Source organism: Micrococcus antarcticus, from assembly GCF_044872765.1.
Lineage (GTDB): Bacteria > Actinomycetota > Actinomycetes > Actinomycetales > Micrococcaceae > Micrococcus.
In genome coordinates, this window is sequence record NZ_CP085253.1 from 1448617 (window position 1) to 1474792 (window position 26176).

At 72.0% G+C, this 26176-nt stretch carries 26 protein-coding genes; 18 read left to right on the forward strand and 8 right to left on the reverse strand.

Annotation, left to right across the window (positions count from 1 at the left end; genetic code table 11):
* Positions 1 to 193: 193 nt before the first annotated feature.
* From paaA to LG274_RS06745, 10 genes are all read left to right on the forward strand, one after another.
* Positions 194 to 1201, forward strand: coding sequence for a 1,2-phenylacetyl-CoA epoxidase subunit PaaA (gene paaA, locus LG274_RS06700; RefSeq protein ID WP_298985245.1), 1008 nt, complete (start codon positions 194 to 196; stop codon positions 1199 to 1201).
* A 3-nt stretch (positions 1202 to 1204) separates the two neighbouring features.
* Positions 1205 to 1507 (forward strand): 1,2-phenylacetyl-CoA epoxidase subunit PaaB, encoded by a 303-nt coding sequence (gene paaB / locus LG274_RS06705; protein ID WP_248117358.1) that lies wholly within the window; start codon positions 1205 to 1207, stop codon positions 1505 to 1507.
* Positions 1504 to 2337 (forward strand): 1,2-phenylacetyl-CoA epoxidase subunit PaaC, encoded by an 834-nt coding sequence (gene paaC / locus LG274_RS06710; protein ID WP_404463535.1) that lies wholly within the window; start codon positions 1504 to 1506, stop codon positions 2335 to 2337. The genes paaB and paaC overlap by 4 nt, the downstream gene beginning before the upstream one ends.
* Complete coding sequence (gene paaD / locus LG274_RS06715) at positions 2334 to 2843, forward strand: 1,2-phenylacetyl-CoA epoxidase subunit PaaD (protein ID WP_298712201.1); 510 nt, start codon at positions 2334 to 2336, stop codon at positions 2841 to 2843. The genes paaC and paaD overlap by 4 nt, the downstream gene beginning before the upstream one ends.
* Positions 2843 to 4012 (forward strand): 1,2-phenylacetyl-CoA epoxidase subunit PaaE, encoded by a 1170-nt coding sequence (paaE, locus tag LG274_RS06720; RefSeq protein WP_404463537.1) that lies wholly within the window; start codon positions 2843 to 2845, stop codon positions 4010 to 4012. Before paaD ends, paaE begins: the two co-directional genes overlap by 1 nt.
* A gap of 49 nt (positions 4013 to 4061) precedes the next feature.
* Positions 4062 to 4847: an enoyl-CoA hydratase/isomerase family protein gene (locus tag LG274_RS06725; protein WP_404463539.1), complete on the forward strand. Its 786-nt coding sequence runs from the start codon at positions 4062 to 4064 to the stop codon at positions 4845 to 4847.
* Positions 4848 to 5098: 251 nt separating this feature from the next.
* Positions 5099 to 6454: an MFS transporter gene (locus LG274_RS06730; protein ID WP_298985255.1), complete on the forward strand. Its 1356-nt coding sequence runs from the start codon at positions 5099 to 5101 to the stop codon at positions 6452 to 6454.
* 374 nt (positions 6455 to 6828) lie between these two features.
* Entirely contained in the window at positions 6829 to 8046 is a 1218-nt protein-coding gene (locus tag LG274_RS06735; protein ID WP_298985257.1) for a thiolase family protein, read from the forward strand.
* A gap of 2 nt (positions 8047 to 8048) precedes the next feature.
* Entirely contained in the window at positions 8049 to 8891 is an 843-nt protein-coding gene (locus LG274_RS06740) for an enoyl-CoA hydratase/isomerase family protein (RefSeq protein ID WP_298712193.1), read from the forward strand.
* 8 nt (positions 8892 to 8899) lie between these two features.
* Entirely contained in the window at positions 8900 to 9787 is an 888-nt protein-coding gene (locus LG274_RS06745; RefSeq protein WP_404463542.1) for a 3-hydroxyacyl-CoA dehydrogenase family protein, read from the forward strand.
* 120 nt (positions 9788 to 9907) lie between these two features.
* Here LG274_RS06745 and LG274_RS06750 read toward each other — a convergent pair whose 3' ends face one another.
* Together LG274_RS06750 and LG274_RS06755 are read right to left on the reverse strand one after the other, a co-directional pair.
* Complete coding sequence (locus LG274_RS06750; protein ID WP_298985261.1) at positions 9908 to 10168, reverse strand: hypothetical protein; 261 nt, start codon at positions 10166 to 10168, stop codon at positions 9908 to 9910.
* Positions 10155 to 10454 carry a helix-turn-helix transcriptional regulator gene (locus LG274_RS06755; RefSeq protein ID WP_298985262.1) on the reverse strand — a complete coding sequence of 100 codons (300 nt, stop codon included), beginning with the start codon at positions 10452 to 10454 and terminating at the stop codon, positions 10155 to 10157. Before LG274_RS06755 ends, LG274_RS06750 begins: the two co-directional genes overlap by 14 nt.
* 177 nt (positions 10455 to 10631) lie before the next feature.
* Between LG274_RS06755 and LG274_RS06760 the strand changes: the two genes are divergently transcribed.
* Positions 10632 to 11150, forward strand: coding sequence for an SRPBCC family protein (locus LG274_RS06760; protein WP_298985264.1), 519 nt, complete (start codon positions 10632 to 10634; stop codon positions 11148 to 11150).
* A gap of 131 nt (positions 11151 to 11281) precedes the next feature.
* Here LG274_RS06760 and LG274_RS06765 read toward each other — a convergent pair whose 3' ends face one another.
* The 3 genes from LG274_RS06765 to LG274_RS06775 all read right to left on the reverse strand — a co-directional run bounded on the left by LG274_RS06765 (position 11282) and on the right by LG274_RS06775 (position 13944).
* On the reverse strand, positions 11282 to 12172 hold the full coding sequence (locus LG274_RS06765) for an SDR family NAD(P)-dependent oxidoreductase (protein ID WP_404463545.1): 891 nt from the start codon (positions 12170 to 12172) through the stop codon (positions 11282 to 11284).
* Between the two features lie 156 nt (positions 12173 to 12328).
* Entirely contained in the window at positions 12329 to 12766 is a 438-nt protein-coding gene (gene panD / locus LG274_RS06770) for an aspartate 1-decarboxylase (RefSeq protein WP_404463547.1), read from the reverse strand.
* Between the two features lie 194 nt (positions 12767 to 12960).
* On the reverse strand, positions 12961 to 13944 hold the full coding sequence (locus LG274_RS06775; protein WP_404463549.1) for an endonuclease domain-containing protein: 984 nt from the start codon (positions 13942 to 13944) through the stop codon (positions 12961 to 12963).
* Between the two features lie 325 nt (positions 13945 to 14269).
* Here LG274_RS06775 and paaZ point away from each other — a divergent pair, with 325 nt between their 5' ends.
* The 4 genes from paaZ (at position 14270) to LG274_RS06795 (ending at position 19592) form a co-directional block, all read left to right on the forward strand.
* Positions 14270 to 16408, forward strand: a complete 2139-nt coding sequence (gene paaZ / locus LG274_RS06780) for a phenylacetic acid degradation bifunctional protein PaaZ (protein WP_404463551.1) — start codon at positions 14270 to 14272, stop codon at positions 16406 to 16408.
* A 133-nt stretch (positions 16409 to 16541) separates the two neighbouring features.
* Positions 16542 to 17474 carry a 3-hydroxyacyl-CoA dehydrogenase gene (locus LG274_RS06785; protein ID WP_298712171.1) on the forward strand — a complete coding sequence of 311 codons (933 nt, stop codon included), beginning with the start codon at positions 16542 to 16544 and terminating at the stop codon, positions 17472 to 17474.
* A 78-nt stretch (positions 17475 to 17552) separates the two neighbouring features.
* A complete protein-coding gene (locus LG274_RS06790; RefSeq protein WP_298712169.1) occupies positions 17553 to 18599 on the forward strand; it encodes a hypothetical protein in 1047 nt (348 codons plus the stop codon).
* 84 nt (positions 18600 to 18683) lie between these two features.
* Positions 18684 to 19592, forward strand: coding sequence for a hypothetical protein (locus LG274_RS06795; protein ID WP_298712167.1), 909 nt, complete (start codon positions 18684 to 18686; stop codon positions 19590 to 19592).
* A 21-nt stretch (positions 19593 to 19613) separates the two neighbouring features.
* On the opposite strand, the gene LG274_RS06800 is transcribed toward LG274_RS06795, so the two are convergent.
* From LG274_RS06800 to LG274_RS06810, 3 genes are all read right to left on the reverse strand, one after another.
* Positions 19614 to 20243 (reverse strand): TetR/AcrR family transcriptional regulator, encoded by a 630-nt coding sequence (locus LG274_RS06800; RefSeq protein WP_298712165.1) that lies wholly within the window; start codon positions 20241 to 20243, stop codon positions 19614 to 19616.
* A 126-nt stretch (positions 20244 to 20369) separates the two neighbouring features.
* The gene (locus LG274_RS06805) at positions 20370 to 21722 is read right to left on the reverse strand and encodes a phenylacetate--CoA ligase family protein (protein ID WP_298712163.1); all 1353 of its coding nucleotides are present in this window, start codon (positions 21720 to 21722) and stop codon (positions 20370 to 20372) included.
* 35 nt (positions 21723 to 21757) lie between these two features.
* A complete protein-coding gene (locus LG274_RS06810; RefSeq protein WP_298712691.1) occupies positions 21758 to 22156 on the reverse strand; it encodes a PaaI family thioesterase in 399 nt (132 codons plus the stop codon).
* A 381-nt stretch (positions 22157 to 22537) separates the two neighbouring features.
* On the opposite strand from LG274_RS06810, the gene purB reads away from it, so the two are divergent.
* The 3 genes from purB to LG274_RS06825 are packed head-to-tail and all read left to right on the forward strand — an operon-like array spanning position 22538 to position 26169.
* Positions 22538 to 23980, forward strand: a complete 1443-nt coding sequence (gene purB, locus LG274_RS06815; RefSeq protein ID WP_404463555.1) for an adenylosuccinate lyase — start codon at positions 22538 to 22540, stop codon at positions 23978 to 23980.
* 38 nt (positions 23981 to 24018) lie between these two features.
* Positions 24019 to 25200, forward strand: coding sequence for an ATP-binding protein (locus LG274_RS06820; RefSeq protein WP_298712159.1), 1182 nt, complete (start codon positions 24019 to 24021; stop codon positions 25198 to 25200).
* Between the two features lie 57 nt (positions 25201 to 25257).
* Complete coding sequence (locus LG274_RS06825) at positions 25258 to 26169, forward strand: trimeric intracellular cation channel family protein (protein WP_298712157.1); 912 nt, start codon at positions 25258 to 25260, stop codon at positions 26167 to 26169.
* Positions 26170 to 26176: the final 7 nt, after the last annotated feature.

The following is a 26176-nucleotide window of genomic DNA, read 5'->3' on the forward strand; positions in this document are numbered from 1 at the left end:
GTTCCCCGGGCGAGGGGCCGGCCGGGGACGGGGGCCCGTGCGTCGTGACCTGTGCAGGAGGAGCCGGGCGGGCGGGGGTGTTGACCCACCTCACACCCTCCCCTATCCTGAACGAACGGTCAGTAATTCGATCCGCCGCGCGCGGACCCCGGCCACGGACCATCAGCCCGCACTCTCACGTGAGGTGAACCCCATGACGCAGACCAGCTCGACCACCCCCCTGGCCTCCGTCCCGTCCCCCGAGGATGCGGCCGGCCAGGAGAACTTCGATCGCCTGATCGCGGAGGACTCGCGCATCGAGCCTCGCGACTGGATGCCCGAGGCCTACCGCAAGTCCCTGACCCGCCAGGTCTCCCAGCACGCGCACTCCGAGATCATCGGCATGCAGCCCGAGGCCAACTGGATCACGCGCGCCCCCTCGCTCAAGCGCAAGGCCATCCTCATGGCCAAGGTGCAGGACGAGGCCGGCCACGGCCTGTACCTGTACTCGGCCGCCGAGACCCTCGGTACCCCGCGCGACGTGCTCAACCAGCAGCTGATCACCGGCCGCGCCAAGTACTCCTCGATCTTCAACTACCCGGCCCGCACGTGGGCGGACATGGGCGCGATCGGCTGGCTCGTGGACGGCGCCGCGATCTGCAACCAGGTGCCGCTGTGCCGCGCCTCCTACGGCCCGTACGGCCGCGCGATGGTGCGCATCTGCAAGGAGGAGTCCTTCCACCAGCGCCAGGGCTGGGAGATCCTCTTCGAGCTCTCGAACGGCACCCCGGAGCAGAAGCAGATGGCCCAGGACGCGGTGGACCGCACCTACGGCCCTGCCCTGCAGATGTTCGGCCCGCCGGACGCCGACTCCCCGAACTCCCAGCAGTCGATGGCGTGGAAGGTCAAGCGCTTCTCCAACGACGACCTGCGCCAGCGCTTCGTGGACATGATCGTCCCGCAGGCCGAGGCCCTCGGGCTGACCCTGCCGGACCCGGACCTGAAGTGGAACGAGGAGCGCGGCCACTACGACTACGGCCAGCTGGACTGGGAGGAGTTCAACGCCGTGATCAAGGGCAACGGCCCCATGAACACGCAGCGCCTGGCCCGCCGCATCCAGGCCCACGAGGACGGCGCCTGGGTCCGCGAGGCCGCCGCCGCCTACGCCCGCCGCCAGGCCGAGCAGCACGCCGCGGCCGACACCCAGCTGATCGGAGCCTGATCCATGACCGAGAACACCTCCGCCTCGAACGAGTGGCCCCTCTGGGAGGTCTTCGTCCGCGCGAACCGCGGCCTCTCCCACGTGCACGCGGGCTCGCTGCACGCCCCGGATGCCACCATGGCGCTGCGCAACGGCCGTGACCTCTACACGCGCCGCAACGAGGGCACCTCCGTGTGGGTCGTCCCCGCGGACGCGATCGCGGCCTCGGACCCGGACTCCAAGGGCGGCTTCTTCGAGTCCGCCCAGGGCAAGTCCTACCGCCACGCCACCTACTACCAGAAGTCCGAGGGGGTGCCCCACCTGTGAGCTTCGCGACCAACGACTCCGCCACGAAGCACTCCGCCGGCGTCGCCATCACCGCGGAGGAGATCTCCTCCGGTGAGCAGAAGGCCTCGGACGAGGTGGCCCGCTACGCCGTGTACCTGGGCGACGACTCGCTCATGCTCGGCCAGCGCCTCTCCTGGTGGATCTCCCGCGCCCCGGAGCTCGAGGAGGACATCGCCCTCGGCAACATCGCCCTGGACCTCGTCGGCCATGCCCGCTTCCTCCTCTCCTACGCCGGCACGGCGTGGGGGAAGGGCGAGGACGACCTGGCCTACTTCCGCGACGAGGAGGAGTTCCGCTCCGTCCGCCTCGTGGAGGCCGAGAACGGCGACTTCGCCAAGACCATCGCGCGTCAGCTGTACTTCTCCTTCTACGCGTACGAGCTCTACTCGCGCCTGAAGGAGTCCACGGACGCCACCCTGGCCGCCATCGCGGACAAGGCGCTCAAGGAGGTCCTGTACCACCAGGACCACGCCGCCGAGTGGCTCAACCGCCTGGGCCTCGGCACCGAGGAGTCGGCGCGCCGCATGCAGCGCGGCCTGGACGAGCTGTGGCCCTACGTGCCCGAGCTCTTCCACGACGACGACCTCACCCGCTCGCTCGCGGAGGAGGGCGTCGCGGTGCTCCCCTCCTCCCTCGAGGAGCCCACGATGTCCCGCCTGACGTCCGCCATCACGGCGGCCGGCCTGCAGGTCCCCGCGACGGGCACCGCCCGCGGCGGCGACCGCTCCGGTGAGATGAGCGAGCACCGCGGCTACATCCTGGCCGAGATGCAGTCCCTGGCCCGCCGTCACCCGGGGGCCACCTGGTGACCACCGCCAGCGAGCTGCGCCCCGCCGACCCCGCCGACGCGCGGGTCTGGGACGCGGCCTCCACCGTGCACGACCCGGAGATCCCCGTGCTGTCCATCGCGGACCTGGGGATCCTCCGGGACGCGCACGCGGAGGGCGAGAAGGCCGTCGTCGTCATCACCCCCACGTACTCCGGCTGCCCCGCGATGGAGACGATCTCCACGGACGTGACCCGCGCGCTCACCCGCGCCGGGTTCGCGGAGGCGGAGGTGCGGCTGGTCCTCCAGCCGGCGTGGACCACGGACTGGATGACGGACGAGGGCAAGGCCAAGCTCAACGAGTACGGGATCGCCCCGCCGTCGGCGCGCGCCGACGGCGGCCCCGTGCGGATCGGGCTGACCGTCAAGTGCCCCCGCTGCCACTCCCTGAACACCCGCGAGATCACCCGCTTCGGCTCCACCTCGTGCAAGGCGCTGTACACCTGCAACGAGTGCCTCGAGCCCTTCGACTACTTCAAGGTGCACTGATGACCGAGACCACCGCCGCCCCCGCCGCCGGCAAGCGCCGCGCCGCCTTCAACACCCTCGAGGTGACCGAGCTGCGCAGGCTCACCGAGGACTCCGTGGAGGTCACCTTCACGGTGCCCGAGGAGCTCGCGGACGACTACGACTACGTGCCGGGCCAGTACGTCGCCCTGCGCAAGGAGCTGGAGGGGCAGGAGGTCCGCCGCTCGTACTCCATCTGCGCCGTCCCGACGCGCGGCGAGATCCGCGTGGCCGTGAAGAAGGACTTCGGCGGCCGGTTCTCCACCTGGGCGAACGAGCAGCTGCAGGTGGGCGAGAAGATCGACGTGATGAACCCGCAGGGCGCGTTCACCTCGCGCTCGCACATCACCTCGCTCAACGACGCCGAGAAGGTGGCCGCGGAGCAGGTGGCCAAGAAGGGCAACGCCCACCTCGTGGCGTTCGCCGCGGGCTCGGGCATCACGCCCATCATGGCGATCGCGAAGGCCGTGCTGGCCGCGTCGGAGACCTCGCGCTTCGACCTGGTCTACGCGAACCGCTCGGCCATGGACGTGATGTTCGCCGAGGAGCTCGGCGACCTCAAGGACAAGTACCCCGCCCGCTTCTCCGTGCACCACGTGCTCTCCCGCGAGCAGCGCGTCTCCCCGCTGCTCTCCGGCCGCATCGACGCCGAGAAGCTCGAGACCCTGCTCAACCAGGTGATCGACGTGGACGGCACCGACGAGTGGTTCCTCTGCGGGCCGTTCGAGCTCGTGCAGCTCATGCGCGACACGCTCGCGAAGCGCGGCGTGTCCGAGGACGACATCCGCTTCGAGCTGTTCACCACCGGCAAGCCGGAGAACCCGCAGGGCCAGTCCGGCCGCGTGGTCGAGGTGGACCCCTCGGGCAAGAACGTCACCATCGAGTTCAACCTCGACGGCCTCACCGCCAAGGTCGACTCCCCCGCGTCCGCGCACGAGACCATCCTGAACGCCGCCCTGCGCGTGCGCTCGGACGTCCCGTTCGCGTGCGCCGGCGGCGTGTGCGGCACCTGCCGCGCCAAGGTCACCGACGGCACGTACGAGATGGGCGAGAACTACGCCCTCGAGAAGGACGAGGTCGACGCCGGCTACGTCCTCACGTGCCAGACCCGCCCCACCTCGGACGCCATCACCGTCGACTTCGACGCCTGATCCGCGCCCGCCCCGCCTGAGCCAGACCGAGCCGCCCGAAGGAGCCCCCGTGATCCAGCTGAGCATCGCCGACGGCGTCGCCGAGATCGTCCTCGACGCGCCCCAGAAGATGAACGCCCTCGACGAGGCCGCCCTGGCCGAGCTCGGCGAGGCCTATGCGGAGGCCTCGGCCGGCGTCGAGACCGGCGAGGTCCGCGCCGTGCTGCTGCGCGGCGAGGGGCGCGGGTTCTGCGCGGGCCGGGACATCTCCCACGTCACGCCCGCCGACGACGACGCCACCGCGTACCTGCGGGACAGGGTCACCCCCGTGCTGCGGACGATGTCGGAGATCCCGGTGCCGACGTTCGCGGCCGTGCAGGGCGCGTGCCTCGGCGTGGGACTCGGCCTCGCGATCGCCACCGACGTGGTCTACGTGGCCGAGAACGCCAAGATCGGCTCGCCGTTCGCCAACCTCGGCGCCACCCTGGACTCGGGTGGCCACTGGCTGTTCACCGAGCGCCTGGGCGCGCACCGCACGCTCGACCTCATCTACACCGCCGAGCTGATCTCGGGGGCCGAGGCCGTGCAGGCGGGCCTGTTCTCCCGCGCGGTCCCGGCCGAGGAGCTGCTGGAGTTCACCCGTGCCAAGGCCGCCCAGGTGGCCTCCGGCGCGACGCTGGCTTTCCGCGCGTCGAAGGAGCTGGTCCGCCAGATCCGTGACGAGCGCGTCGGCCTGTGGGAGTCCCTCGACGCGGAGAACGTGGCGCAGGGCGACCTGTGCGGCACCGCCGACTACGCGGAGGGCTTCAAGGCCTTCCAGGAGAAGCGCAAGCCGGAGTTCACCGGCCGCGGCTGAGCCCTCCGTCCTCCACAGGCCCCCGCGACACCCAGACCACGGCGCCGCCTGCCCCCTCCGTGAGAGGGGGCGGGCGGCGCCGTCGAGCGGGCCGTGGGGGACGTCACAATCACGACATCCCTCGAGGGCGTGGCGCGAGTCACACCACATCGTATACGGTGACCTGTGTCACTTCCCGACCGAACGGTCGGTCACATGCGTCTCTCGCCGTCTCGCACCGCAGGCCGCAGCCCCTCACCCCAGGAGCACCCATGAGCCATACCGTCGCCTCCCCAGCCGCCCCGGCCGCCCGCGACCCCCGAGAGGAGCGCAAGGTCCTCGCCGGCACCCTCGTCGGCACCACCATCGAGTGGTACGACTTCTTCATCTTCGCCCAGGCCACCGCACTGGTCTTCGCCGCCCTGTTCTTCGCCCCGATGGGCTCGACCGGCTCGCAGATCGCCGCCTGGGTCACCCTCGGCATCTCGTTCCTCGTGCGCCCCCTCGGCGCCATCATCGCGGGCCACCTCGGCGACAAGTTCGGTCGCAAGATCGTCCTGTCCTTCACCCTGATCGGCATGGGCGTGGCCACCACGCTCATCGGCGTCCTGCCCACCTACGCCCAGATCGGCGTGTGGGCCCCCATCCTTCTCGTGCTGCTGCGCCTTCTCCAGGGCTTCTCCGCCGGCGGCGAGTGGGGCGGCGCGGCCCTCCTGGCCGTCGAGCACGCCCCCAAGGGCAAGCGCGGCCTCTTCGGCGCGGCCCCCCAGGTCGGCGTGCCGCTCGGCATGATCCTGGCGACCGGCGCGCTCTTCCTGGTGCGCTCCAACATGACCGAGGAGGCCTTCCTCACCTGGGGCTGGCGCATCCCCTTCCTGATCTCGATCATCCTGATCGTGGTCGGCTACTTCATCCGCAAGGCCGTGGAGGAGTCCCCGGTCTTCAAGGAGATGCAGCAGCTCAAGGCCAAGGAGTCCGCCCCCCTGGGCGAGCTGTTCCGCGGCCACACCAAGGAGGTCATCCTCGCCGCCGTGATCTTCGCGGCCAACAACGGCGTGGGCTACCTGCTGATCGCCTGGTTCTCCAAGTACGGCGGCCCCAAGGGCCTGGGCATGACCTCCACAGAGGTGCTGACCGCGAGCCTCGTGGGCGGCCTCGGCTGGTTCATCTTCACCCTGTTCGGCGGCTGGATCTCCGACAAGATCGGCCGCAAGACCACGTTCGTCGTCGGCTACGCGATCCTGATCGCCTGGGCGTTCCCCCTGTTCAGCCTGCTGAACACGGCCTCCCTGCCGCTCTTCGCCCTGGCCCTGTTCGTGCTGACGATGGGCCTCGGCCCCTCGTACGGCCCGCAGTCCGCCATGTACGCCGAGATGTTCCCGGCTCGCGTCCGCTTCTCGGGCGTCTCCATCGGATACGCCCTCGGCACCATCATCGGCGGCGCCTTCGCCCCGCTGATCGCCGATCTCCTCGTCAAGAACGGCTGGGAGTACGTCGCCTGGTACATCGTGGGCATCTCCGCGATCTCCCTGATCGCCGTCCTCCTGGTGCCCAAGGGCATCCAGGACCGCGAGCTGCACGACGAGGAGGTCGTCGCGACCCGCTCCACCCCGGTGGTCTCCGCCTGATCACCCTCCGCTGACGGGCTCCGCCCGCCACACACGACGACGGCGCCTCCTCCTCCACGGGAGGAGGCGCCGTTCGCTGTGCCCGGCTCGGCACCTGACGAGGTGAGGTGGTCGGGTCCGCGGGTCCCGTGCGTCGGGCCCTCTGGGGACGCGGCCCACGGCGAGGAGACGCCCGCCGCCGTGAGGGCGCGCGCGAGCGGCACGGCGGCGCCGGCGACGGCGTCCATCACGTCCTCGCCCCGTCACACCCCGCGCCCTGGTTGACCCCCGTCACACCGGGCCGGGATACTGATACCTGAACGCACGGTCGGTAATTCGGTGCGCCCCTGGCGCCCCACTCCCCGGCGCCCGCCCGCAACGCAAGGAGACCCCGCATGTCCACCCCTTCCCAGGCCCTGCTCGTCGGAGGTCGCCGCACCCCGGTCGGCCGCTACGGCGGCGCCCTCTCCTCCGTGCGCCCGGACGACCTCGCCGCGCTGACCATCAAGGCCGTGATCGAGGACGCCGGCATCGACCCGTCGGTCGTGGACGACGTCATCCTCGGCAACGCCAACGGCGCCGGCGAGGAGAACCGCAACGTCGCCCGCATGGCCTGGCTGTTGGCAGGCTTCCCGGACACCGTCCCGGGCATCACCGTGAACCGCCTCTGCGCCTCGGGCATGTCTGCCATCGGCATCGCCACCGCCATGGTGCGCTCCGGCATGGCCGACGTCGTCGTGGCCGGCGGCGTGGAGTCCATGTCCCGAGCCCCCTGGGTCATGGAGAAGCCGACCACCGCGTTCGCCAAGCCCGGCGCGGCCTTCGACACCGCGATCGGCTGGCGTTTCGTGAACCCGCGTTTCGCGGACGGCGAGTTCGGCGAGAAGTTCACCTTCTCCATGCCGGAGACCGCCGAGGAGGTCGGCGAGGTGGACGGCATCACCCGCGAGGACGCCGACGCCTTCGCCGCCCGCTCGCACGAGCGTGCACTGGCCGCCATCGAGGCCGGCCGCTTCGCGGACGAGATCGTGCCCGTCGTCGTCACGAGCCGCAAGGGCGCCGAGACGATCGTGGACACGGATGAGGGCCCCCGCCCCGGCTCCACCCCCGAGGTGCTCGCCGGCCTGCGCCCGATCATCAAGAAGGACGGCGTGGTCACCGCCGGCAACTCCTCCTCCCTGAACGACGGCGCCTCCGCGATCCTCGTCGTCTCCGAGCGGGCCGCCCAGAAGTACGGCCTGACCCCGCGGGCCCGCGTCGTGGAGTCCACCTCGGCGGGCCTGGCTCCCGAGATCATGGGCCTGGGCCCCGTCCCGGCCACCGAGAAGGCCCTCGAGCGCTCCGGCTGGTCCGTGGCGGATCTGGGCGCCGTCGAGCTCAACGAGGCCTTCGCCACCCAGTCCCTGGCCTCGATGCGTCGCCTCGGCCTGGACCCGGAGACCGTCAACGCCGACGGCGGCGCGATCGCCCTGGGCCATCCGCTGGGCTCCTCGGGGTCGCGCCTCGTGGTCACGCTGCTCGGTCGGATGGAGCGCGAGGGCGCGGACAGGGGCCTGGCCACGATGTGCGTGGGCGTGGGCCAGGGCTCCGCGATGCTCGTGGAGAAGGTGTGAGCATGGCCGAGACCCGCGAGACCCCTCAGGCCGAAGCGGATCCCGACGTCGTGGGCCCGCGCCTGGCCGCGGCGGACTTCACCGCCCTGCGGATCGAGGAGCGCGAGGACCGGCTCCACGCGCGCATGGACCGCCCCGCGGTGCGCAACGCGATCGACGCGACCATGGTGGACGAGTTCCACGCGGTGTGCGCACACCTCGAGCAGAACCCCAAGATCCTCATCATCTCGGGCACGCAGGTGGAGTCGAAGAAGGCCCCCGGCACGTTCTCGGGCATCTTCGCGTCCGGCGCGGACATCGGCCAGCTGCGCGAGCGGCGCCGCGACGACGCCCTGCGCGGCGTGAACTCGCAGGTGTTCGACCGCATCCACCGCCTGCCGATGCCCGTCATCGCCGCGATCGACGGCTTCGCCCTGGGCGGCGGCGCCGAGCTCGCGTACGCGGCGGACTTCCGCATCGCCACGCCCTCCCTGAAGATGGGCCAGCCGGAGACCGGCCTCGGCATCACGGCTGCCGCGGGCGCGCAGTGGCGCCTCAAGGAGCTCGTCGGCGAGCCGGTGGCCCTCGAGCTGCTGCTGGCCGGCCGCATCCTGGACGCCCAGGAGGCCCTGGACCTCACGCTCGTCACCGAGCTGCACGAGCCGGACCACCTGGAGGACGCTGCCCACGCCCTGGCGGACCGCATCGCGCAGCAGGACCCCCTGGCGGTGCGCCTGTCCAAGCGCGTGTTCCACCTGCCCCGCGAGGCCCACCCCCACGTGGACGAGATCGCGCAGGCCATCCTGTTCGAGTCCGAGGCCAAGTTCGAGCGCATGCAGGCGTTCCTGGACCGCAAGAAGAAGTGAGGACTTCCATGACCGAGACCCAGAACACCCCTGACACCTCCCGCGCGTCCGTGCCCGACGTCGTCGGCGTCCTCGGCGGCGGCCGCATGGGCGGCGGCATCGCCCACGCCTTCCTCACCTCCGGTGCCGCCGAGGTGATCGTGGTGGAGCGCGACGCGCAGTCGGCCGAGGCAGCCAAGGAGCGGATCGAGGCGGACCTCGCGAAGTCCCTCGAGCGCGGCAAGCTGGACGGCAACCTGGACGTGTGGGCCGAGCGCCTCACGATCTCCCTGGACCGCGCCGACTTCGCCCGCTGCGGGCTCGTGGTGGAGGCCGTCTTCGAGGACATGCAGGTCAAGATCGACGCCCTCACCGACGTCGAGAAGCACCTGGCCGAGGACGCGTGGCTCGCCACGAACACCTCCTCGCTGTCCGTGGACGAGATCGCCCGCCACCTGCAGCGCCCCGAGCGCTTCTGCGGTCTGCACTACTTCAACCCGGTTCCGGCCTCGAAGCTCGTGGAGGTCGTCATCGGCGAGCAGACCGGCGAGGAGCTCACCGCCCTCTCCACCGAGTGGGTGCGCGGCCTGGGCAAGACCCCGGTCGTGGTGAAGGACGCGCCCGGCTTCGCGTCGTCGCGCCTCGGCGTGGCCATCGCGCTCGAGGCCATCCGCATGGTCGAGGAGGGCGTGGCCTCCCCCGAGGACATCGACGCCGCCATGGTGCTCGGCTACAAGTTCCCCGTCGGCCCGCTCGCGCTGACGGACATCGTGGGCCTGGACGTGCGCCTCGGAATCGCCGAGTACCTCGAGTCCCAGCTCGGCGAGCGCTTCGCCCCGCCGCAGCTCATGCGGGACATGGTGGCCCGCGGCGAGCTCGGCCGGAAGTCCGGCAAGGGGTTCTTCGACTACCGCTGAGCGCCGCCGGGGCGGATCGGCCGGGCCTGGCCCGGCGCTCCCGCCCCCGCAGACGACGACGGCCCCCACCGGTTCGGTGGGGGCCGTCCTCGTGCGCGGCGCGGGCCGCGTCAGGTGAGGTCAGGCGGCGTGCGTGCAGGTGGCGCAGGTGCAGTCCTGGCAGGTGCACGTGGCGCAGGAGCAGGCGGTGCCCTCCGCGCAGTGGGTGCAGGAGCAGGTGTCGCACTCCTCGACGTGGTCGCCGTGCACGTGGTGCAGGTGGCCGTCGTGCTTGTAGTCCACGTGGTCGCCGTGCTCGACGGGCTCGTGGCCGCAGGACGGGCCGTGCGCGTGGTCGTGCTCGGGGTGGACGGCGTGGGTGGTGTGGTCAATGGTCGTCATGGTGAGCCTCCTCGGCTGCGTGGTGGACCGCGTCCCGCACGATGTGGGACACGTGGTCGTCGGTGAGCGAGTAGGTGCGGGTCTTGCCGTTCAGCTCTGATCGCACGAGGCCGCTCATCCTGAGGACGCGCAGATGCTGGGACATCAGCGTGTGCGTGACCCCCGCGTCGTCGGCCAGCGCGGAGACGCTCGCGGGCGCCTGCGCCATCCGCACCAGCGCGGCGACGCGCACGGGGGAGGCGAGGACCTTGAACAGCTCCGCTGCCTGAATGATCTGGGGGTTCACGTTCTTCAGCATACCTGCACAGGTCTTCATGTGTGCACCCGTCGCGCGCCCCGTGGGGTCGCCGCGCCTAGACTCGGCCCCGGCTCCCGCCCGCCCCGCTCCCGCCTGTCCCGCCCGGCCCGCCCGCACCGCTCCCGCCTGTCCTGCCCGTCTTACCCCCCCCCCCCCGGAGGACGCATGCCCCCGCACCCCGCCCGCCGTCGTGATCGGCCCTTCGTCTTCTCGCACGCGTGGTCGGTGCCGCTGCCGGCCGCCGAGGCGATGGACCTGCTGGGCGACCCGCTGCGCTACCCCGAGTGGTGGCCGGCCATCCCGGCCGCGTGGGACGTCACGGACCGCACGCGCGGCGACGTCGTCCCCGGCGGCGTCGGCGAGCGCGCGGGGATCCGCCTGATCGGCTTCGTCCCCGTGCGCCTGACCATGGAGCGCGTGGTGGACGACCGCGCGCGCGGCGTCCTGCTCGCGCGCCTCAAGGGGGACCTGGAGGGCACGGTGCGCGTCGAGGTCCACGACGACGGCGTCCGCCCCGGCACGCGCTGCACCGTGGCGTGGCACCAGGAGGTGGTCCTGGGCACCCCGTGGATGCGCGCCGTCGCCGCGGTGCCGGGCGCGCGGGCGGCGATGCGCGCCAGCCATGCGACGGCGATGCGCGCAGGCCGGCGGTCGCTGGGTGCGGTGTCCCTGCCGGCGGGGTGAGACGCCGCCCGGTCCACCGGACCCTCGAACCCCCGCGCAGGCGTCGACCCTCTCGTCCCGCCCCTCCCCCCGCGCCAGGCGACGGCCCCCACCGAACCAGGGGGGGGCCGTCGTCGTGCGTGGGGCGGGTGTCAGCCGAGCAGGGCCGCCATCTGCTTGGCGATCATGTCCGTGGCGCGCTTCGGGGACAGGCGGGAGATGCGGTCCATGGTGGTGGAGTCCTTGCCGGCGGTGACGCGGTAGGCGCCCTTCTCCACCGCGTTCTCCACGATGATGCGGGCCGCCTCCTGCGGGGTGATGGTCTGGGGCTCGGCCTGCTTCTTGCCCTTGCCGTCCGTGGGCTTCGCGGCTCCCGCACCCGGGGTGGGCGAGCCCGCCGCGGCCTCGGTGGCCACCTGCTCAGGCGGTGCGCCCGCGCCACCGGGAGCCGTCACGCCGGAGTTCTCGGTGATGGAGGTGGAGACGCCGCCGGGGAAGACGACGGAGACGTCCACCTTCGTGTCGCGCAGCTCGGCGTAGAGGCCCTCGGTCAGCAGCTTCACGGCGGCCTTGGACGCACCGTAGAGGGTCTGGCCGGGCACAGGGACGAAGCCGCCCATGGAGGAGACGTTCACGACGCTGCCGGCCGGGCGGGCCAGCAGATGCGGCAGGAACGCGTGGCAGGTGTTCACGGTGCCCCAGAAGTTCACCTCCATCACCCGACGCATCTCCTTCTCGTCGAGCTCCTCGAACGTCACGAACTTCTGGATGATGCCGGCCACGTTGACCAGGCCGTCCACCTGGCCGTGCGCGGCGAGGACCTGCTCGGGCAGGGCCCCGACCCCGTCGTGGTCGGTGATGTCGAGCGGGTGGGCGGTGAAGCGGTCGCGGGCGCCGGCGAGGCGGGCGGTCTCCTCGAGGGACCCGGCGCGCAGATCGACGCCGGCCACGCGGCCTCCGCGGCGCAGCAGCTCGAGCGTCACCTCGCGTCCGATGCCGTTGCCCGCTCCGGTAACGACGAAGACCTTGTCCGTGATCTGCATGGGGCACTCCTTCGGTGGGGGCGTCCGGGGGTGTCCCTGCGCCTCACCGCCCACGCTTCCGCAAACCGCCGCGCGCGGCAAGGGGGCCGCGGGTCAGGGATGCACAGCCGGGGCCCAGCGGGCGAGGGACCGGCGTCGAGGGCCGGAGCCTCCCGCTCAGAGCTCGGCCTGCGCCTCGTCCCAGCCACGGGAGAGCGGGGCACGCGCGACGCCGTCGAGCAGCGCCTCCGCGGGGTCGGAGCCGAGCTCCTTGATGCGGTTGGCCTCGTCCACGTGGACGACGCGTGGCTTGAAGGAGCGCGCCTCGGCGTCGTCCATCTGCGCGTAGGCCATGAGGATCACGATGTCGCCGGGGTGCACGAGGTGGGCGGCCGCGCCGTTGATGCCGATGACGCCGGAGCCGCGCTCGCCCGCGATCGTGTAGGTCTCGAGGCGGGCGCCGTTGGTGACGTCCACGATGCTCACGAGCTCGCCCGGGAGGATCTGGGCGGCGTCGAGGAGGTCCTGGTCCACGGTCACGGACCCCACGTAGTGCAGGTCCGCCTGGGTCACGGTGGCCCGGTGGATCTTGGCGTGGAACATGGTGCGCAGCATGCGGTGAGGAGCTCTCCAGGTGGGGGCGGGGTGTGTCCCAGGGACGGGGACGAGTCTACGCGGGGTCTGCGCGGCGGCCGATGAGTCGTCCGGACGGGGCGGGGCAGTGGGGCGGTGGGGCGAAGCGCGGAGGCAGTCGTACACGCCGCTACGTGAATCGGTAGCGGCGTGTACGACTGCCTCCCGGGATGTGGTCACCGCGCGCCCCCTCCCACGGGCGATCGCCGGGCGAGGTGTCCCCGCAGCTGCCACAGGAACGTCTCCAGATGCGCCGGCCGGAAGACGTCCGCCGTCACGCGGATCACCTCCCACCCGTCCGCCCTCAGGTTGGCGTCCCTCTCGACGTCCTCCCGCCACTGACGCTGATCCGTGCGGTGCTGGTCGCCGTCGTACTCCACGATCACCTTCGCATCGAGCCAGGCCAGGTCCACGCGCAGCCACTGCCCCGTGGACAGGACGATGCGCGGATTCACCTCAGGCTCGTCGACGCCGGCCAGGACGACGGCCACCCGGAGGCGGCTCTCCTGGGGCGAGCCGGATCCCGAGCGGACGAGGTCGAGCGCCTCGCGCGCCGCGCGGATGCCCTTGACCCGCGGCCGACTCGCCACGCCCTCCCTCAGCTCCACCAGCGTGCCCACGCCGGGCGGCAGCTCACGACGGCGGCGTTCCGAGTGAGCCACCCTCACGATGCTGTCCCCCAGCGCGACGAGGGCGTCCAGATGCGCTCCACCCTTCGCGAGGTCCACGAACGTCCACGGGGAGGTGGTCACGCGGACGCCGTCGACGACCCGCACCGGCGCGTCCGGCGGGAGCCGATGGCACCGCAGGCCCGGGCGCTGCGTGCCCCCGCCGTGATGCCGGGGCTCCGCGAGATGGATGACAGCGCCAGCCCCCAGCCGCCCGGTCAGCCACAGCCCGAGCACCCTCGCCGCCGTCGCATGGGTGAACACCCCCTCCGGGTGGAGGTCCTGCAGGGCGCGCAGCAGATCCAGCTGCGCAGGCTCCACCTCGCGCAGCCGCCACAGTCCGTACCCGAGCGAGACGAGGTCGCCGCGCCGCAGGCGGCTGGCCGACACCCCCGCCTCCTGCGCCGCCGGAGTGGAGAACACCGTGGGAGTGCGCTCTTCGTCGCTCAAGCCGCATCGCATGGGCGGCAGCGGGGCGGGGGCGCGGGGCATGCCCTGAGCGTGCCCGACGGAGGGGGCCCGTCGTCGTCGGGACGGCAGATCTGTGGAGAACGCCCGCACCCACCCCTCAGCGAGGCAGGCACACGCGCCGCTACGAATATGCGTAGCGGCGCGTGTGCCTGCCTTGGCGCATGGGCGGCGACGGCGCCCCGGGTGGCAACCGCCCGCGCCGGCACCGCGTCACGACGACGACCGCGTCACGACGACGACGGCGCCCCCGCCCCCTCCCGCGTGATGCGCGTCTCGGCTAGGCTCGAGCCCAATAACCGACCGATCGGTCGGGACCCATCCGCGCCCTCGACGTCAGGAGACCCACGTGACCGTCACCGCACCGTCCTCCGCCCCCGCCCTCCCCCAGATCCTGCCCAGCTACGTCCGCGGCGCCTGGTGGACCCCGGAGAGCCCCTCCACGGTCACGCCCGTCGCGGACGCCAACACCGGCGAGCACCTCACGGACGTCTCCACCGAGGGCCTCGACACCGCGGCGGCCATCGACTACGCCCGCTCCGTCGGCCAGAAGAGCCTCGGCGAGCTGACCATCCACGAGCGCGCCCTCAAGCTCAAGGAGCTCGCGCTCTACCTGAACTCCCGCATCCAGGAGCTCTACGACCTCTCCTTCGCGACGGGCTCCACGCAGCGCGACCACGCCTTCGACGTCGACGGCGGCATCGGCACGCTCTTCACCTTCTCCGGCAAGGGCCGCCGCGAGCTTCCGAACGCCAACGTGATCATCGACGGCGACGTCGAGCCGCTCTCCAAGGACGGCTCGTTCATCGGCGAACACGTCTACCAGCGCGTGCCCGGCGTCGCGGTGCAGATCAACGCGTTCAACTTCCCGGTGTGGGGCATGCTCGAGAAGTTCGCCCCCGCCTTCGTGGCCGGCGTCCCCACGATCGTGAAGCCGGCCACCCCCACGGCCTACGTCACGCAGAAGTGCGTGGAGCTCATGGTGGACTCCGGCATCCTCCCCGAGGGCTCCATCCAGCTCATCGCCGGCTCGGCCCGGGACCTCCTGGACCACCTCGACTACCGCGACCACGTGGCCTTCACCGGCTCCGCCCACACCGCCCAGACCCTGCGCAAGCACCCCAACGTGATCGACGGCGGCGTGCGCTTCACCGGCGAGACCGACTCCCTCAACGCGGCCATCCTCGGACCGGACGCCACCCCGGACACCCCGGAGTTCGAGGCGTTCGTCAAGGTGGTCTTCCAGGAGATGACGGTCAAGGCGGGTCAGAAGTGCACGGCCGTCCGCCGCGTGATCGTCCCCGCCGCCATGGCCGAGGCCGTCACCGCCGCCCTCACCGAGCGCCTCTCCGCGAAGGTGGTCCTCGGCGATCCCCGCAGCGAGGGCACCACCATGGGCGCGCTCGCCTCCAAGGAGCAGCAGTCCGAGGTCCGCAAGGCCGTGCAGCGCCTCGTCGACGCCGGCGGCCAGGTCCGCCTCGGCGGTCCTGACGGGGACACGGGCACCGCGGACGCCGAGGCCGGCGCGTTCTTCGCCCCCACCGTGCTCTCGTTCGCCGACGCCCGCACCCCCGAGGTGCACAGCGTCGAGGCGTTCGGCCCGGTCGCCTCGGTGCTGGGCTACGCCGACGTCGACGACGCCGTCGAGCTGGCCGCGATGGGCTGCGGCTCGCTCGTGGCCACCGTGGCCACGAACGACGGCGAGACCGCCCGCGCGTTCGCCGCCGGGATCGGCGCGCACCACGGCCGCGTGCACGTCCTCAACCGCCAGACCGCCAAGACCACCACGGGCCACGGCGCCCCCGTGCCCGTGCTCGTGCACGGCGGCCCGGGCCGCGCCGGCGGCGGCGAGGAGCTCGGCGGGATCCGCGCCGTCAAGCACTACATGCAGCGCACCGCGATCCAGGGCTCCCCGGACATCCTCACCGCCATCACCGGCGTGTGGCACCCGGGTGCCGCGGCGGACACCGCCACTCGCGAGCAGGTGGACGCCGGCGCCAAGAAGCACCCGTTCTACAAGTCGCTCGAGGAGCTGAAGGTCGGCGACCAGTTCGCCTCCGGCCTGCGCACCGTGACCCTCGAGGAGATCACGGAGTTCGCTGAGAAGACCGGGGACAGGTTCTACGCGCACACGGACGAGGAGGCCGCCATGGCCAACCCGTTCTTCCCGCGCCGCGTGGCCCACGGCTACCTGCTGGTCTCCTGGGCCGCCGGCCTCTTCGTGGCCCCGGATCCGGGCCCGGTGCTCGCCAACTACGGCCTGGAGCACCTGCGCTTCATCACGCCCGTCACCTACGACGACGCGATCCGCGTGACCCTCACCGCCAAGAGGATCACCCCGCGTGTGACGGACGAGTACGGCGAGGTCGCCTGGGACTGCCGCCTGCACAACCAGAACGACGAGCTCTGCGCGCAGTACGACGTGCTGACGCTCGTCGCCAAGACCTGGCCCATGGCCGGGGACCAGGCGGCCGACGTCCGGGCGTGAGTCGGCAGGCCCCCGACGCCCCGCGCGTGAGCCGTCCGCCCGAGGCACCGGCCGCGGCGGCCGGGAACAACGCGGCGGCACGCTCCGTTGTGCCTGATGTCCCCCACGGACCATTGAGAGAGAAGGTCATCCCATGTCCGAATTCACTCGTTTCGAGCAGGTGACGGTGCTGGGCACCGGCGTGCTGGGCTCGCAGATCATCATGCAGGCCGCCTACCACGGCAAGAAGGTCATGGCGTACGACGCCGTCCCCGCCGCCCTCGAGAACCTCGACAAGCGCTGGGCGTGGATCCGCCAGGGCTACGAGGCCGACCTGGGCGAGGGCTACGACGCCGCCCGCTTCGACGAGGCCATCGCCCGCATCACCCCGACGTCGGACCTGGCCGAGGCCCTGGCGGATGCGGACATCGTGATCGAGGCCGTCCCGGAGAACCTGGAGCTCAAGCGCAAGGTGTGGGCCCAGGTGGGCGAGCTCGCCCCCGCCACGACCCTGTTCGCCACGAACACCTCCTCCCTGCTGCCCTCGGACTTCGCCGACGCCAGCGGCCATCCGGAGCGCTTCCTGGCCCTGCACTACGCCAACCGCATCTGGGCGCAGAACACCGCCGAGGTCATGGGCACCGCCGCGACCTCGCCGGAGGCCGTCGCGGGAGCACTGCAGTTCGCCGAGGAGACCGGCATGGTCCCCGTGCACGTGCGCAAGGAGATCCCGGGCTACTTCCTCAACTCCCTGCTCATCCCGTGGCTGCAGGCCGGCTCCAAGCTGTACATGCACGGGGTGGGCAACCCGGCGGACATCGACCGCACCTGGCGCGTGGCCACCGGCAACGAGCGCGGCCCGTTCCAGACCTATGACATCGTGGGCTTCCACGTGGCCGCCAACGTCTCCCGCAACACGGGCGTCGACTGGCAGCTCGGCTTCGCTGAACTGCTCGAGAAGAGCATCGCCGAGGGCCACAGCGGCGTGGCCGACGGCCAGGGGTTCTACCGCTACGGGCCGGACGGGGAGAACCTCGGCCCGGTGGAAGACTGGAACCTGGGCGACAAGGACACGCCGCTGGGCTGATCCCCGCCTCATCACGACGCCGGACCGTCCGGTGCGCATCCTGCGCGCCCGGGCGGCTCGTCGTCGTACAGTCGCCCCATGACGCTCCGGACCCCCTTCTCCCGCCGCGTCCTCGGCTGCACCCTCGCGGCGGTCGCCCTCGCCCTCACCGGGTGCGCGGGCGACGGCGCCCCGGCCGCCGCGTCGTCCTCCGCCGGCGCCACCTCGGCCGACGGGTCCGCCACGCCGATCCCGCCCACGCCTACGGAGACGACGGCCACCGCAAGTCCGGCCTCCTCCGCCCGGGCTGACAGCTCCGCCTCCAGCGCGTCCTCGCCCGCCGCGTCCGAGGGGAACGGCTCGACATCCCCGGCGGCGACGCGCCCACTGGACGAGACCGATCCGCAGGCGTATGTCGACGCCCTCCCCCTCACCGTCGACGAGATCGACCGGCGGGCGGAGGCCCTGTGGGAGACGTTCGACGCGGTGGGGCTCCCCGCGGCCGATCTCCTGACGCCCGCGGACCGCCTGGAGATGACCCTCGCGGACCTCGACGAGCTGCCTTCCGACGCCTCCCTCGTGGTGGGTGAGGAGGAGTGCGTCGCCGCCGTCCGCGCGCGGTCGGACCACGAACTGTCCACCCCGGTGTGGGAATACGAGGTGACCCTCGAGGACGAGATGATCGCCGACGACGCCGGGCTGGACTTCAAGGACAGCGTGCTGGAGTCGGTCCTGTTGAGCGAGACAGACCGGGCGGCGGATCTGCGCCGGCACGTGGAGAACCTGGACGAGGAGTTCCACGCGTGTGCCGACGTCCAGGCCACCGGTGCTCTCGGCGCTGCCGACGAACGCCCGTTCACGGCGGACGGCGTCACCTTCGAGTCCACCTCCCACCCGGGGCTGGCCTTCGAGGAGGGAGAGGTCTGGTGGTCCCTGGACGTGGCGAGGGGCTCCCGCCGGCTGGCGTACCTGTACACGGGCGACCCCGGCTCGCTCACCCGAGAGGACTTCGAGGAGGCAGCCGCCCGCCGGCTCCTCGACGTGGCCGACGCGCTCCCTCCCGAGTGGCCTCCGGCCCAGGAGACGGCGACGGCGGCGGACGTCCCCGGCCGGGCGGCCTCCACGGAGGCACGCACCTCCGCCTGACCCGCGGCCTCGCGCCTCCGCCCGACCTGCGTCCCTCAGCGGGCGGCCTTGTGGGACGCGTCACGGTCGCCCTACAGTTCGGTCATGACGACTCCTCGCACCACCGCCCGCCGCCTGTCCCGGCTCGGCGTCGTCGCCGCGAGCGCCCTCGCCCTCGCCGGATGTGCGGGGAACGGGGACGCCGGCGCCTCCTCGACCTCCTCCCCCGCGGGCGTCATCTCGTCCGGCGCAGCCCCCGCGTCCACGGGCCCGACGAGCGGGTCCGCGACCCCCTCAGGCTCCTCCCGCGCCCTCTCCCTGGACATGCCCGCCGCCCTGGACGCGGAGCACGTCAAGGCCGTGAAGCAGGCCGTGCTCCTGGCCGCCGGCCCCGGCGCGGAGGTCGGCCTGAGCAAGGCCTCGCCGCCCGAGCGCCAGACCGAGCTCCGCCGGGCTGCGGAGGACATCGAGCAGACCGCGGCCGCCGGAGCCTCGCCTGCGCCGTCGTGGAGCCCGGAGCAGCGCACTTGCCTGGACGCCACGCGCGGCGCCTTGGAGCGCTCGGCGGACGCGGACGCCGCCTGGGTGGACTTCATCGTCCAGCCCACCACGGCGGCCACCGTCGGTGGGGCGTCGACCGCCTCCCCCGTCCCGTCCATGACGGCCTCTCCCAAGGCGGAGGTCACGCCGATGGGCGTGCGGGTGGAGTCCTTCCCGGACGAGGCGGCGGCGCGCGCCGACATGGAGCAGGCCCGCACGGCCGCCGCGGCCTGCGCCGGGGCCGACCTGCCCGGGACGGGCGTGCGCGAGCTGGAGGATGTGGCATGGGAGGGCGGCACTGCGTACACCGCACGACCCGTGGGCTCGGTCTACAGCCACGTCATGGCCGTGCAGGACGGCAGCCGGATCATCTCGGTGAGCCAGGGGACCACCGAGGGCGACGCCCCCGCGGACGCCGAGAGGCGAGCCGCCTCGATCGTCAGGAACGTGAAGGCCGCGCTCGACGGCACATGACGTCCCGGGCGTGGACGCCGGTCAGCCCCGCAGGCCGCCCAGCACCACGCCCGTGACGGCCTCCACCATCTCCTCCACGGACTTGTGCCCGGGCTGGGCCCCGTTCGGCCGGTACCAGTCCACGATCGAGTTGATCATGCCGAGCATGAGACGGGCGAGGTTGCGCGGTGTCACGTCCGAGCGCACCGTCCCCTCGGCCTGAGCGGCCTCCACGAGCTCGCCGAGCCGCCGGGTGATGGCTCGCCGCCGCTCCATCGCGGCCAGCTCCACGTCCGAGTTGCCGCGCAGGCGCAGCAGCAGCGTGACCTCGGGCATCCTGGCCACGAGGACCCGCAGGGTGCCGCGCACCGCCGCCTCCACCTTCTCCCCGGGCGCACCGGGACCGGCCTGGACGGCGTCGATCGAGGCTTCGAGGGCGCCCAGCGCGTCGTCGAGGGCCTGGCCGAGGATGGCCTCCTTGGACTGCACGTGGTGGTAGATCGCGGACTTGGAGATCCCCAGGTGCGTGGCCAGCATCCCCATGGACGTGGCCTCGTAGCCGTGCCGGTTGAACACGTCCACGCACACCGCCAGCAGCGTCTCGCGGTCGTAGCCGGGGCGCCCGCGGCGGGGCAGGCCGGCGACGGCGGCGTCGGGCTGGGGGTCGGTCACGGTGTCCTCTCGGGGCCTGGCATGCGGGTCGGCTGACCCAGCGTAGCCGCCGCGCGGGGACGGACGACGACGGCGGGCGCGGGCCGCCGTCCGCCTCCGACGGGCGCGGGCCGGGCTCCGGCCGGATCAGGCCTTGTCGCGCAGGTCGTAGACGCGCTTGAGCTTGCCGGAGGAGCGGGTCAGGGTGTCCGGCTCCACGACGTTGATGGCACACGAGGAGCCGATCTTCGTCTTGATCTCCTTCTGCAGCAGGCGCGCGCCCTCCTGGGCGGCCTCCAGGGTGGCCTCCACGCGGCGCTCGATGTTCACGGCCATCTCGTCCATGCGGTTCGGCCGCGTGATCTCGAGGGTGAAGTGCGGGGAGAGCGTGGGAATCTGGAGGGCGAGCTCCTCGATCTGCGAGGGGAAGAGGTTCACGCCGCGCAGGATGATCATGTCGTCGGAGCGGCCGGTGATGCGGCCCATGCGGCGGTGGCCCGGGTGCGAGGTGCCGGGCAGCAGGCGGGTGAGGTCGTGCGTGCGGTAGCGGATGATCGGCAGCGCCTGCTTGGTGAGCGAGGTGAAGACGAGCTCGCCGGGGCGGCCGGTCTCCAGCACCTCGTCCGTGAACGGGTCGATGATCTCGGGGCGGAAGTGGTCCTCCCAGATGTGCAAGCCGTCCTTCGTCTCCACGGACTCGCCGGCCACGCCGGGGCCCATGACCTCGGAGAGCCCGTAGATGTCCAGCGCGTCGATCTCGAAGGTCTGCTCGATCTCGCGGCGCATCTCCTCCGTCCACGGCTCGGCGCCCAGGATCGCGCGCTGGAGTGAGCTCTTGCGCGGGTCCAGGCCGAGCTTGCGGAAGCCGTCGGCGATGGTGAGCAGGTAGGTGGGGGTGGAGAGGATCGTCGTGGGCTGGAAGTCCGTGATGATCTGGACCTGCTTCTCCGTCTGCCCGCCGGACATCGGGATCACGGCCGCGCCGATGCGCTCCGCACCGTAGTGGGCGCCGAGGCCGCCCGTGAACAGGCCGTAGCCGTACGCGTTGTGCACGATGTCCCCGGGGCGCACGCCGGAGGCCCGGAAGCAGCGGGCCACGAGGGTCGCCCAGGTGGCGAGGTCGTCATCGGTGTAGCCGACCACGGTGGGCTGGCCCGTGGTGCCTGAGGAGGCGTGGATGCGGCGCAGCTCGGAGCCCTTCGCCGCGAACGCCTTGAAGGGGTAGTTCCTCCGCAGGAACTCCTTGTCCGTGTACGGGAACTTCCTGAGGTCCTCGAGCTCGGTGAAGTCGGAGGGGTGCACGCCGTGGGCGTCGAAGTGCTCGGTGTACGCCGGGACGTTCTCGTAGGCGTGGTGGAGGGACCAGCGGAGGCGCTCGGTCTGGAGCGCCTCGATCTGGTCGCGGCTCATCGTCTCCTCCGGGTCCTTGGCGCCGCGCGCCTCCGGGTCAGCCGGGACGGGTGCGGGCGTGTACGGATTCGGGATCGAGGCCTCGAGCATGGCGTTCTCCTTGGGATGCGGGGCAGGTGGTCGGGTCAGGCGGCGGGCTGGGGCGCCGGGATCGTCCGGGAGCGGCCGCGGAACACGGCGACGACGGCGCCGTCCTCGGCGGTGACCGTGATGTCGTAGACGCCGGAGCGGCCGGACTTCGCCACGAGCCGGCCTTCCGCGGTCAGCGTCTGCCCGGCACGGGTGCCGGCCAGGAAGTTGACGTCCACGCCGGAGGCGACCGTGATGGTGCTGCCGTCCCCGCGCGGATCGTTGCAGGTCAGGGCGAAGCACGCGTCCGCGAACGCGAACACGGCACCGCCGTGAGCCATGCCGAAGCCGTTGTGGTGGTCCTCGGTCAGGGTCATCCGGATGCGGGCGTGATCCTTCTCCGCCGCCTCGAGGGTCACGCCGAGCCACTGCGCCACACGGTCGCCCGCGAGCATCGGGTGGTGCGGGGCGGCTGTCTGCCGGGCGTTCTCGGTCACGTGGGCACCTCCCTGTCGGGGCGCACGGTCGGTCGAGAGCAGAGGCCGCGCGAATTACTGAACGATCATTAGGTAAGTCCAGGTAACTCCGTCGATGTGACCTGCGTCAAGTCCGGGGCGGCATGTGACGGTCCGCCCACGGCGGAGACGCCGACTCCTCTGCGGGCCCGGGCTCCTCCGTCCTCCGTCCTCCTCCGTCTCCGGGCCATGCGGGCCACGCGGGCGACGCCCTCCACGGACGCCACGTGCCGCGGCGGGTCCCCGTTCGGCTGCTCCGCGGCCCTCGAACAGCAGCCCGGCGTCAGCCCGCGCGACGTCCGCGATGGAAGAATGGACCCCATGACCTCGCAGCCCTCCGCCACCGCGCCCGCGTCCACCGCCCACCGCCGTTCCCTCGCCGAGGCCGGCATCGCCCTCGGCCCCCTGGACGGCCGCTACCGTGCGGCGGTGGAGCCGCTCGTGGAGCACCTCTCCGAGGCCGCGCTCAACCGCAACCGCGTGCACGTGGAGGTGGAGTGGTTCCTCCACCTGGCCGAGCGCTCCGTGCTGCCGGGTCTGGAGCCGCTCACGGCCGAGCAGCGGGCGGGCCTGCGGGCGATCGTCACGGACTTCGACGCGGACTCCGTGGCCGAGCTCGCCGAGACCGAGCGCGTCACCGTGCACGACGTCAAGGCGGTCGAGTACTTCATCGCCGCCCGCCTCGAGGGGCTGGGCCTGGGCCGACTGAAGCCGCTCGTGCACTTCGCGTGCACCTCCGAGGACATCAACAACCTCGCCTACGCGGTGGGTGTGCGCGACGCCGTCGAGCAGGTCTGGCTGCCGGCTGCCCGCGCCGCCGTGGCCACCGTCTCCGCGATGGCCGCCGAGGCCGCCGAGACCCCCATGCTCTCCCGCACGCACGGCCAGCCCGCCACGCCCACCACGCTCGGCAAGGAGATGGCCGTGTTCGTGCACCGCCTGGGCCGCCAGATCGCGCGCGTCGAGTCCCAGCCCTACCTCGGCAAGATCAACGGCGCCACCGGCACCTACGCCGCCCACCTGGCGGCGGCTCCGCAGGCGGACTGGCAGGACGTCGCCCGCTCGTTCGTGGAGCACCTCGGCCTCACCTGGAACCCGCTGACCACCCAGATCGAGTCACACGACTGGCAGGCGGAGCTGTACGCGGACGTCGCCCGCTTCAATCGGATCCTGCACGGCTTCTGCGTGGACGTGTGGTCCTACATCTCGATCGGCTACTTCGCGCAGATCCCCGTGGCCGGCGCGACCGGCTCCTCCACCATGCCGCACAAGGTGAACCCGATCCGCTTCGAGAACGCCGAGGCCAACCTCGAGCTCTCCTGCGCCCTGCTCGACTCGCTGGGCGCCACCCTCGTGGAGTCCCGCTGGCAGCGCGACCTCACCGACTCCACGTCGCAGCGCAACATCGGCGTGGCCCTGGGCCACTCGGTGCTCGCGCTGAGCAACGTCACGAAGGGCATGGGCCAGCTGCAGGTGGCCGAGCCGGTGCTCGCCGACGACCTGGACCACAACTGGGAGGTCCTCGGCGAGGCGATCCAGACCGTGATGCGCGCCGAGGCGATCGCCGGCGTCGCGGGCATGGACAACCCGTACGAGCGCCTCAAGGAGCTCACCCGTGGCCAGCGCGTGGACGGGGACCGCATGCGGGAGTTCGTGGCCGGCCTCGGCCTGTCCGAGGGCGCTCAGGCCCGCCTGCTGGCGCTCACGCCGGCCTCGTACACGGGCATCGCGGCCGAGCTGGCCGCCGAGTTCGGCAGGCGCTGACGGGCCGGCCGAACAAAAAGAACAAATACGATGTGAGCATGCGCTATCCCGTGCCCGGCCCGGACCAGCCGAACAGCCCCTTCACGCCGGGGTACGGGCGTCGCCCCCTCGTGTTCGGCGGCCACGAAGACCTGCTCCGCGACATGGGCAGAGTCTTCCAAGACCATGACTTCGGCGAGAACCAGTCCGTCCTCCTGTCCGGACTGAGGGGAGCCGGAAAGACCTCCATGCTGCAGCGGATCGAAGACCTCGCCCGGGATGCCGGTTGGCTCGTGATCAGCGAGGATGCCAGCGCGGGCCTCCAACGCAGGCTGGTGGAGAGCACGTTGCCAGACGTCGTGAACTCCCTGCCCCGGCAGACCAAACGTGAGCTCAAGGAACTGGGGCTCTGGCACTTCTCCGCCGCGTGGGAGGTCACAGAGCGTCCCTCTCGTCCCCTCATGCGCAATGATCTGGTGACCGTTGCCCGACATGCCGGGGTGCGCGGAATCCTCATCACGATCGACGAGGTCTCCTCGGGCAAGACGCGCCTACGAGAGGTCAGCGCCGTCGCACGGGAGGTCTCCCATGCAATCAGCCGCGGAGCGGACATCGTGGTGGCTTTCGCCGGCATCAAGGTCGACCTCGATGAGCTCGTACGACAGCAGCACACGACCTTTCTCCGCCGCTCCCGGACCGCCGACTTCCACCGACTTTCCCCGAGGGAGACCCGCCACGTCCTCGCGGAGACGGCACGCCTCGGCGGCCGGGAGTTCACCGCAGAAGCCCTGGAGATGCTGATCGCCGCGGCCCAGGGCTACCCCTACCTCGTCCAGCTGCTGGGCGACTACGCGTGGCGACACCGCCCGGACCATCCCCGGATCGACCTGTCCGCCGCCGAGGCAGCCCGCGACCGGGGGCTGCAGGCGGTGATGGACCGTGTGATGTCGAAGGTCTTCAACGACCTCTCCGCCAAGGATCAGGAGTTCCTCCGCGCCATGGCTGTCGACGAGGAGCGATCCCGCATCGGCGACATCACCGCGCGCCTCGGCTCCTACAGCCAGTATGTGAATCAGTATCGGAACCGACTCATCGACAGCGGCTACGTGCAGCCGGACGGACACGGGTACCTCCGCTTCGCCCTTCCCTATCTCGGCGCCTACATCCGCTCTCTGACCGACAGGGGCCCGGCGTCGGCTCCGGACGACGACTGGAGCGCCTACCCGCCACCCCTGACATGAAAGGTGCCGACCCGGGCCGCGGGGACACCACAGGAGCGTCCCCGCTACCGTGACCCCATGCTGACCTCCTCCGTCGCCGCCTGGCTGCTGACCACGTCCCCCAAGAACCCGGAAGAGCTCCAGCGCGACCTGCCCTCCGCCGTCGACGAGACCGGCCAGGTGGCCCAGGCCGTCACCCAGATCGTCACGGCGGTGGACCTGGTGGGCGTGTTCTTCTTCGCGATCTCCGGCGCCATCCTGGCCGTCCGGAAGGGGTACGACATCGTCGGCTCGCTACTGCTGGCGCTCATGGTGGGCACCGGTGGCGGCGTGATCCGCGACCTGATCGTCAACCAGGACGTCCCGTCCGCCTTCCGCAACCCGTGGTATCTCATCCTGCCCGTGCTGGCGTCCCTGGCCGTGTTCTTCAAGGTCTTCGACGGCGAGCGCGGCAAGAACGCCGTGATGCTCGTGGACGCGGTGGGCCTGGCCGTGTACTGCGTGGTCGGCACCCGGATCGCGCTGCTCGGGGGCCTCTCCCCCGTCTCGGCCGCGGTGCTCGGGCTCGTCACGGCGGTGGGCGGCGGCCTGCTGCGCGACGTGGTGGCGGGCGAGCCTCCGGCCGTGTTCGGCGGGCGCGGCTGGTACGCCGTGCCTGCGCTGATCGGCGCCGCCGCCACCTCCGCGCTGGGCCAGGCCGAGTGGCTGAGCATCTACACGATGCTCGCGGTGATGCTCGTGGTCCTGACGCTGCGCGCGGTCTCCCTGCGCAAGGAGTGGATGGCCCCGGGCGCGGAGATCACCGGGGAGACCCAGCGCCAGCGCATGGACCCGGACGGCGCCCCGCCCGTGCCGGACGTCCGGGACCAGGGCAGCCCCGCCGACCCGCCGCGCGAGAGCGGCCAGGAGCCCACCACGCCCACCCCGCAGGTCGAGGAGAGCGCCATGGACCGCGCCGTCGAGGGCGACGACGGCGCCTACCGCCACTGATTCCCCC